Source organism: Roseomonas acroporae (assembly GCF_023223525.1).
In the GTDB taxonomy this organism is placed as follows: Bacteria; Pseudomonadota; Alphaproteobacteria; order Acetobacterales; family Acetobacteraceae; genus Roseomonas_E; species Roseomonas_E acroporae.
The window spans coordinates 1-9,362 of sequence record NZ_JALPRX010000167.1; the positions used below are offsets into that span (position 1 = coordinate 1).

Sequence of the window (9,362 nt, forward strand, 5' to 3'; positions counted from 1 at the left end):
GCGACGAGGGCGGCCCGGCCCACCCCGCCCTGCCCACCCCCGCCCCGCGCGCTCCGCCGAGCCGGCAGTCCCGCGCCCGCCGCAGATCTGGGCGCCGCGACCGCAAAACGGGCAGGACTGGAATGCGCGGCCGGGCGCGGCGCGAGCCTGGACGCCTTCACGGAAACCTGATTGTTTGCCGCGCATCGCGATCGGCGCCCGGATGGGTCGGCCGCGTCCTCGACACTTGGCACGCGGCGGGAACAGAACACGCCGGACCGCCCTCCGCCACCGGCCCCGACGGCCGACCGGATCTGGACACGCGTTCAGGTCCGGTTCTTGCTAGTCCGGAACCGAACCGGCCCCCTCCTTCAGCCCTGATCCATCCGCTGGACCAAGAGCCCGCTCCATGCCGCTGCACGTCGCCCTGAACCACCGCACGTCCTACAGCTACGACCACCCGATCAGCCTGGGCCCGCAGACGATCCGCCTGCGCCCGGCGCCGCACGCGCGCACGCCGATCGTCTCGTACGAGCTGAAGATCGAGCCGAAGCCGCACTTCATCAACTGGATGCAGGACCCGTCGGGCAACTTCCAGGCACGCGTGGTCTTCCCGGAGAAGGTGACGCACTTCGACGTCACGGTGGACCTCGTGGCCGACATGGCCACGATCAACCCGTTCGACTTCTTCCTCGAGCCCGAGGCGGAGACCTTCCCCTTCGCCTACGATCCCGTGCTGGCCGAGGAGCTGGCCCCGTACCGGCGCACCGACACGCCCGGCCCGCTGCTGCAGGCGCTGATCGACGAGGTGCCGAAAGGCGAGCAGCACACCGTCAACATGCTGGTGGACCTGAACCGCAAGGTGCAGGAGCGCATCGCCTACATCGTGCGCATGGAGCCCGGCGTGTGGACGCCGGAGGAGACGCTCGGCAACGCGAAGGGCTCCTGCCGCGACAGCGCCTGGGTGCTGGTGCAGCTGCTCCGCAACCTCGGCTTCGCCGCGCGCTTCGTCTCGGGCTACCTGATCCAGCTCACGGCGGACGTGAAGTCGCTGGTCGGCCCCACCGGCCCCGAGGCCGACTTCACCGACCTGCACGCCTGGGCCGAGGTCTACCTGCCCGGCGCCGGCTGGGTCGGCTTCGACGCCACCTCCGGCCTGATGGCGGGCGAGGGCCACATCCCGCTCGCCGCGACCCCCGAGCCCTCCTCGGCGGCGCCGATCTCCGGCCTGCTGGAGAAGGCCGAGACCACCTTCGACTTCGCCATGTCCGTCACGCGCGTGCTGGAGACGCCGCGCACGACGAAGCCCTACACCGAGGCGCAGTGGCAGGACATCCTGGTCGCCGGCCGCGCCGTGGACCAGAAGCTGGACGCCGGCGACATGCGCCTCTCCATGGGCGGCGAGCCGACCTTCATCGCCGCCGACGACATGGACGCGCCGGAGTGGAACACCGAGGCGCTCGGCCCCACCAAGCGCACCTATGCCGGCCGGCTGCTGCGCCGCCTCAAGGAGCTCTGGTCGCCCGGCGCCGCCCTGCAGTACGCGATGGGCAAGCACTACCCGGGCGAGCAGCTCCCCCGCTGGGCGCTCTACTCGCACTGGCGCGTGGACGGCGAGCCGATCTGGCGCAACCCCGAGCTGCTCGCCTCCGACGACACGGTGGACAACGCGACGCCCGACGACGCGGCGCGCTTCGCCCACGCCCTGGCCGAGCGGCTGCAGGTCGATCCGGGCTACGTCATCCCCGCCTACGAGGACATCCACTACTACCTCTGGCGCGAGCACCGCCTGCCGGCCAACGTCATCGCCGAGGACGCCAAGCTGAAGGACGAGCTGGAGCGCGAGCGACTCGCCCGCGTCTACGGCCAGGGCCTCAACAGCGTGGTGGGCAGCGTGCTGCCGATCCGCCGCGTGATCCGCGACGGCGCGCGCCGCTGGCAGTCCGGCAAGTGGTTCTTCCGCGGCGACCTGATGTTCCTCGTCCCCGGCGACAGCCCGGTCGGCTACCGCCTGCCGCTGCAGAGCCTGCTCTGGGCCGACCAGGGCGACATCGACTACGACGTGGAGCGCGATCCCTTCGCGCCGCTGGCCCCGCTGCCGCCGCACCCGGCGCTGGCGCGCCAGCAGTACCGCCGCACCGGCGGCATGGGCGCGCCGGGCGCCGCCCCGGGCGGCGGCGCCGAGGCGTTCCGGCCGGTCCCGCAGGACGAGAGCGAGTACGGCGCCGGCGCCTCCGGGGAGTACGGCGACGGCTTCGGCCCGCTGCGCGTCGCGCAGTCCGTGGGCGACGGCTCGCAGCCCGGCTACGGCCAGCCGCTGGTGGGCCCCGCCAACCTGCGCTTCGCCGACGGCCGGCCGCACACCGACCGCGAATACCCCGAGATCGTGCGCACCGCGCTGGCCGTCGAGGCGCGCGGCGGCGTGCTGCACGTCTTCTTCCCGCCGCTCTACACGGCCGAGGACTGGCTCGACCTCTGCGCCGCCATCGAGGACACGGCGACCGAGTTCAACCGCAAGGTCATCCTCGAAGGCTACCTGCCGCCGCGCGACCCGCGCCTGCTGCACTTCTCCGTCACGCCCGACCCGGGCGTGATCGAGGTCAACGTCCACCCGTACAACAACTGGGCCGAGTTCATCGAGCGCAACGAGCAGCTCTACGAGGAGGCGCGCCAGACCGGCCTCATCGCCGAGAAGTTCATGGTCGACGGCCGCCATGTCGGCACGGGCGGCGGCAACCACGTGGTGTTCGGCTCGGCCCGCGCGCCCGACAGCCCGTTCCTGCGCCGGCCGGACCTGCTGAAGTCGATGCTGGGCTTCTGGCACAACCACCCGAGCCTCTCCTACCTGTTCAGCGGCCTGTTCATCGGCCCCTCCTCGCAGCACCCGCGCGTGGACGAGGCGCGCGAGGACAGCGTCGCCGAGCTGGAGATCGCCTTCTCCCAGGTGAAGCCGGGCGTCGAGACGCCGCCCTGGCTGACCGACCGGCTGTTCCGCAACCTGCTCGCGGACATGACCGGCAACACGCACCGCACCGAGTTCTGCATCGACAAGATGTACGCGCCGGAATCCTCCTCCGGCCGGCTCGGCCTCGTCGAGTACCGCGCGCTGGAGATGCCTCCGCACCAGCGCATGGCCGCGGCGCAGATGCTGATGATGCGCGCGGCGCTGGCCGCCTTCTGGCAGAAGCCCTACGAGCGCCGCCTGGTCCGCTGGGGCACCCGCCTGCACGACGACTTCATGCTGCCGCACTTCGTGGAACAGGATTTCCGCGACGTGCTGGAGGAGCTGCGCGCCCTCGGCGCCCCGCTGAAGGACGAGTGGTTCATCCCGCACTTCGAGTTCCGCTTCCCACGGATCGGCGACGTCTCCGTGCGCGGCGTCAACCTCGAGCTGCGCTACGCGCTGGAGCCCTGGCACACCCTGGCCGAGGAGCCCGGCATCGGCGGCACCGTCCGCTACGTGGACAGCTCGGCCGAGCGGGTCGAGGCCCGCGTCTCGGGCTGGGTGGACGAGCGCTACATCCTCGCCTGCAACGGCCGCGCGGTGCCGCTGACCAGCACCGACCGGCAGGGCGAGTATGTCGGCGGCGTGCGCTTCAAGGCGTGGAACCCGCCCTCCGCCCTGCACCCGACCGTGACCGCCCAGTCGCCGCTGGTCTTCGACATCTACGACCGCTGGACCGGCCGCTCGCTCGGCGGGCTGACGCACCACGTCTCCCACCCGGGCGGACGCAGCTACGAGACCCGCCCGGTCAACGCCAACGAGGCGGAGGCGCGCCGCCGCACCCGCTTCTTCGCCTTCGGCCACACGCCGGGGCCGATGGCCGAGCCGCCGCTCGTCGTCTCGCTGGAGCAGCCGCGCACGCTCGACCTGCGCCGCGTGCAGATCGGGGCGTACTGACGGCGGGGAGGGCAGGGCCCTCCCCGCACCCTCCCCGGGAAGGGCCCTGCCCTCCCCGGGCCCCATCCGCCGGGAAGCGCCGGCTTCCTGGCCCTCGGCCGACGCTCGGCGTACCCGATGCCGAAAGGCGCGAGACCCATCCGCCGAACGGGAGGGTCCGAGGAGGCTTCGCCCCGGTTGGATCCTGGGGCGGGAGCAGGCCCAGGAAGGGCGGCACCCGCCTCGGGAAGGGGCGCCGACCGCGAGGCGCCCATGCCACACAGTGGCCTCCGCGCCACAGCTTCCACGCCGGCGCATCAATGCGGCGGGAGACCCGCGCCGGGGGCATTTCTTCCCCGCCATGAATCCCGCATAAGCTAGGAGTCGTGACGACGAAAACCGCGCCCCTCGACGAGATGGTGGACGGGCGCGGCGGCCTGCGCCCGTCATGGCGTGGCCTGCTGGGCATCCTGGCCAGCCTCGGCCGCGAGGAGGTGGCCGAGCGCAGCCGCCAGCTTTCCCGCGCCCTGCTGGAGGAGGTTGCCAGCGGCATCGAGCCGGACGCCGGCGCCTGGCGCTGCGACCCGATCCCGCTGCCGCTCGCCGCCGCCGAATTCGCCATGCTGGAGGCCGGCCTCGCCCAGCGCGCGCGGCTGCTGGAGGCGCTGCTGCAGGACGTGTACGGCCGGCAGGAACTGCTCGCCGACGGCACGCTGCCGCCCGCGCTGGCCTACGCCAACCCCGCCTTCCTGCGCCCGATCCAGGCGCCGCCGCCCGACCGCGCCCGCGACGGCGGGGCGCGCGGCCAGCTCCTTTCCTTCTACGCCGCCGACCTGCTGCGCGGGCCGGACGGGGTGTGGCGGGTGCTGGCCGACCGCACGGCGCGCGGCAACGGCGTCGCCTATGCGCTGGAGAACCGGCGCGTCGTCACCCGCGTGCTGCCCGAGCTGTTCGGCGGGCGCGAGGTGCAGCGGCTGCGCCCCTTCTTCGAGATCTGGCAGGACGCGCTGCAGCGCCTCGCCCCCGTCGCCGGCCGCTCGCCCGGCATCGCCCTGCTGACGCCGGGCCCGCGCGACCCGCTCTGGTTCGAGCACGTGATGCTCTCGCGCGAGCTGAGCTGCGGGCTGGTCGAGGATGGCGACCTCACCGCCCGCGACGGCGGGCTGTTCGTCAAGACGCTGCGCGGGCTCAGGCCCGTGGACGTGCTGCTGCGCCGGCAGGACGGGCGCACCATCGACCCGCTGGAGCTGGAGCCGGGACCGAGCCAGGGCGTCGCCGGGCTGCTCGACGCGGCGCGCTCCGGCCGGGTGCGCATCGTCAACGACCCGGGCTCGGGCTTCGCCGAGGCGCCGGCGCTGGCCGCCTTCCTGCCCGGCCTGGCCGAGCGGCTGCTGGGTGAGCGGCTGCTGCTGTCGAGCGTGCCGACCCTCTGGCTCGGCGACGCGGCGATGCGCGGGCGAGTCGGCGACCTCGGCGACTGGCTGGTGCGGCCGGCGCTGGACGGCTCGGTGGCGCCGAAGCCGCTCTCCGCCCTGGCCCCGCCGGCGCGCGAGCGGCTGCTGCGGCGCATGCACGAGGCGCCGTGGGAGCACGCCGTCTCGGCCGCCATCCAGCCCTCGGTGGCGCCCTGCGTCGAGGCGGGCGGCTTCGTGCCCAAGCCCGTGGTGATGCGCCTGTTCCTGGTGTTCGACGGCACCACCTGGCGCGCCTTGCAGGGCGGCCTCGCGCGCGCGCTGGAGCCGGGCGACTCCCTCGCCGGCGAGCTGCCGCGGCGGGCGCTGTGCAAGGACGTCTGGGTGGCGATCGAGGAGGGCACCCACGTGGTGGGGCCGGGCAGCGTGGCGATGCCGCCGCTCTCGATCCGCCGGCCGCAGGGCGACATGCCGAGCCGCGTCGCCGACGACTTCTTCTGGCTCGGCCGGTACCTGGAGCGGCTGGAGGGCGCGGCGCGCCGGCTGCGCACCATGGTCAACCGGCTGAACCGGTACAACCCCTCGCCGCGCGAGACGGCGGAGGTGCGGGCGCTGGCCGCCTGCCTCGTCGAGGGCGGGCTGCTGGAGGCGGAGATCGCCAAGAGCGGCGCGCTCGGCCCGCTGCTGCGGGCCCTGCCGCTCGCCGCGCGCGAGAACGGCACGCTGCTGCGCCAGCTCAACCGCATCGGCCGGCTGACCGAGGTACTGCGCGACCGGCTCAGCGGCGAGATGCACGCGACGGTGACGCATGCGCTGCGCGACATGACCGAGGCGCTGCGCGCCGCCCATGCCAGCCGCGACGGCCGGCACGGGCTGGAGCCGCTCTCGCAGGCGACGGCGGGGCTGCTGCAATTCGTGGCCACCGTCTCCGGCCTCGCGGCGGAGAACATGGTGCGCTCGGGCGGGCGGCTGTTCCTCGATCTCGGGCGGCGCATCGAGCGGGCGCAGGCGGTCGCGGCCGACCTCGCCTGCGCGCTGGAGCAGCCGGAGGTCGCGCAGGCCGGCCGCATGGAGATGGCGCTGCGCCTGATGCTGGAGCTGTGCGATTCCGCCATCACCTACCGCACCCGCTACCTGACCGTGCTGCAGCCGGCGCCGGTGCTGGACCTGCTGCTCGCCGACGAGGGCAACCCGCGCGGCCTCGCCTTCCAGCTGATCGCCATGCGCGACGCGCTGACCGAGATCGCCGGCGAGGCGGAGGCGCCGCTCGCGGTGCGCGCGGCGGCGCTGCTGGCGCAGGGGCGGGCCCTGGTGGCGGAGGTGGCGGACTCGCCGCAGCAACTGGAGGCGACGGCGCGGCTGCCGAAGCGGCTGCGCGCCATCGGCGCCGAGGCCGCGTCGCTCTCCGATGCGATCGTGCGGCGCTACTTCGTGCTGCTGCCGACGCCGCGCGCCGTCGGCGTCGAGGGCGGGCCGCACCGGCTGCGCGGCACGGCGTGAGGGGCGTTCCGTGATCTACAAGGTTCGCCACGCCACGCGCTACGTCTACGGCAGCCCGGTCGACCTCGCCGTGCACACGGTGCGGGTGCAGCCGCGCGCCCTGCCCTTCCAGCGCGTGGTCGCGACCGAGCTGCTGGTGGAGCCGCCGCCCGCGCGGCGGCGCGACGCGCTCGACCACTTCGGCAACCACGTGACGTGGCTGTTCCACGACGCGGCGCATCCGAGCTTCGAGGTGACGGCGGTCTCCGAGGTGGAGGTGCGCTTCCCCGACCCGCCCCCGCCCGAGGCGACGCCGGCCTGGGAGAAGGTGGTGGAGGCGGCGAATGCGGGCGGCCCGGGGGGCGGTCCGGGGAGGGAGGCCTGGCGCGCCGCGGAGTTCCGCTTCGGCAGCCCGATGTGCCCGGCGCATGCGGGGGCGGGCGAGTATGCGCGCAAGTCCTTCACGCCCGGCCGGCCGGTGCTGGCGGGGCTGCTGGAGCTGAACGAGCGCATCTACACCGAGTTCAAGTTCCGCGCCGGCGTCACCACCCTCTCGACGCCGGTGAGCCAGGTGCTGGAGCGGCGCGAGGGGGTGTGCCAGGACTTCACGCACCTGATGTGCTCGGCGCTGCGCTGCCTCGGCATCCCGGCGCGCTACACCTCGGGCTACATCCGCACGCGGCCACCGCCGGGGCAGAAGCGCCGGCAGGGCGCGGACCAGTCGCATGCCTGGGTCGGTGCCTGGATGGGGCCGGAGCATGGCTGGGTGGACCTCGACCCCACCAACGGCATCGTGGTGAAGGAGGAGCACGTGGTGCTGGGCTGGGGGCGCGACTACGGCGACATCAGCCCGGTGCGCGGCGTGATCCTGGGCGGCGGGACGGACAGCCTGAAGGTGGGCGTCGACCTGGTGCCGGCGGACGAGTGGGAATAGCGCGGCGGGGCTGAACGGCCGCCGGCCAGGCCGGGCGGGCGCCGTCCCGCCATTGCCCCTGCGCATGCCGCGAGCTGCCGGGCGGCGGAATCGCGGAGCCGATCGCGCGTCCGGCGAGGGGCGCATGCCTGCCCCGCGGCCCGGGAAAGCGCCCCTGCGCGCGGTGTCATCGAACTGAAAAAATCCGGCGCCGTCGCCAAATCTCCGCTTTGCAGGGGGGTGGGGCGGCCGTATATGCGCCGCAGACGCAGTACGCACGTGCCTCTGGCCCCAGGCCGCAGAATCCAACGCGGCCAAAGGTTTACGCAACGACGTCAAGCGTTCTGGCAACCCCGGTGGCCCTGGCCGCCGGTTTCTCTGGTCGCTGGTTCGTTCGACCGTTTCGTCAACTTGGGGCCGCACCCGCACGCCGGGACGGTCCTCGCTGTCCTCGGGAGTATGGTGCGATGACCCCCAAGGTCGCACGGTTCCTGCGCGATTCCGCGCCTGCGACGCCCTGCCTCGTGGTCGATGTCGACCGGGTGGCGGAGAACTACGCCCGGCTGCACGCGGCGCTGCCGCTCGCGCGCATCTACTACGCGGTGAAGGCCAACCCGGCGGCGCCGATCCTCGACCGGCTGGTCGGGCTCGGCTCCTGCTTCGACGCGGCCTCCTACGAGGAGGTGGCGGCGTGCCTCGACGCCGGCGCGGCGCCCGAAAGCATCTCCTACGGCAACACGGTGAAGAAGGAGAGCGCGATCCGCGACGCCTACGCGCGCGGGGTGCGGATGTTCGCCTTCGACTCCGAGGGGGAGCTGCGCAAGCTGGCGCGCTCGGCGCCCGGCAGCCGCGTGTACTGCCGCATCCTGGTGGGCAATGACGGCGCGGAGTGGCCGCTGAGCCGCAAGTTCGGCTGCGAGCTGGAGATGGCGCGCGGGCTGATGGTGCTGGCCGGCGAGCTGGGGCTCGACCCGTTCGGACTCTCCTTCCACGTCGGCAGCCAGCAGGTGCGGACGGACGCCTACGAGGCGGCGATCGCCAAGTGCGCGATGCTGTTCACCGACCTGCGCGACGCGGGCGTGAACGTGCGCATGGTGAACCTCGGCGGCGGCTACCCGGTGCGCTACCGCCAGGAGGTGCCGGAGATCGACCGCTTCGGGCAGGCGATCATGGGCGCGATGGCCGAGCATTTCGGCAACGCGCTGCCCGAGATCGTGATCGAGCCGGGGCGGTTCATCGTGGGCGATGCCGGCGTGGTCTCGGCCGAGGTGGTGCTGGTGAGCCGCAAGGCGACGGACGACCCGGTGCGCTGGGTGTACCTCGACATCGGGCGGTTCGGCGGCCTGGCGGAGACCGAGGGCGAGGCGATCAAGTACGCGTTCCGCACGCCGCACGACGGCGGCGCGGAAGGGCCGGTGACGATCGCGGGGCCGACCTGCGACAGCACGGACACGCTGTACGAGAAGTCGAATTACCGCCTGCCGCTGGCGCTGGACGCCGGGGACCGCGTGGAGCTGCTGGCGACGGGGGCGTATGTGACGACCTACGCCAGCCAGGGGTTCAACGGGTTCAGGCCGCTGGCCGAGCATTACGTGTAGCGGCCGGCGCTGCGTGGCGCTCGGCGTCGGGCGCTTCGGGCGCTGACGCAGCCGGGGCTGTCGGGCGCCATGGGAAACTGGACGGAGGCGACGGGGAGAAC

The 9,362-nt window shown here is 73.5% G+C and carries 4 protein-coding genes; all 4 read left to right on the forward strand.

The features are described 5' to 3' along the window. Window positions 1-388 precede the first annotated feature (388 nt). The 4 genes from M0638_RS27045 to M0638_RS27060 all read left to right on the forward strand — a co-directional run bounded on the left by M0638_RS27045 (window position 389) and on the right by M0638_RS27060 (window position 9,261). Window positions 389-3,880, forward strand: coding sequence for a transglutaminase family protein (locus tag M0638_RS27045; protein ID WP_248670065.1), 3,492 nt, complete (start codon window positions 389-391; stop codon window positions 3,878-3,880). Window positions 3,881-4,245: 365 nt separating this feature from the next. Further along, complete coding sequence (locus M0638_RS27050; RefSeq protein ID WP_248670066.1) at window positions 4,246-6,771, forward strand: circularly permuted type 2 ATP-grasp protein; 2,526 nt, start codon at window positions 4,246-4,248, stop codon at window positions 6,769-6,771. Between the two features lie 10 nt (window positions 6,772-6,781). Then, window positions 6,782-7,684, forward strand: coding sequence for a transglutaminase family protein (locus M0638_RS27055; protein WP_248670067.1), 903 nt, complete (start codon window positions 6,782-6,784; stop codon window positions 7,682-7,684). Between the two features lie 446 nt (window positions 7,685-8,130). Beyond that, window positions 8,131-9,261, forward strand: a complete 1,131-nt coding sequence (locus M0638_RS27060; RefSeq protein ID WP_248670068.1) for a type III PLP-dependent enzyme — start codon at window positions 8,131-8,133, stop codon at window positions 9,259-9,261. Window positions 9,262-9,362 lie beyond the last annotated feature (101 nt).

Bases quoted from the DNA above. Each gene is read 5' to 3' on its own strand.
- M0638_RS27045 (WP_248670065.1), top strand. From the start codon at position 389: ATGCCGCTGCACGTCGCCCTGAACCACCGCACGTCCTACAGCTACGAC.
- M0638_RS27060 (WP_248670068.1), top strand. From the start codon at position 8,131: ATGACCCCCAAGGTCGCACGGTTCCTGCGCGATTCCGCGCCTGCGACG.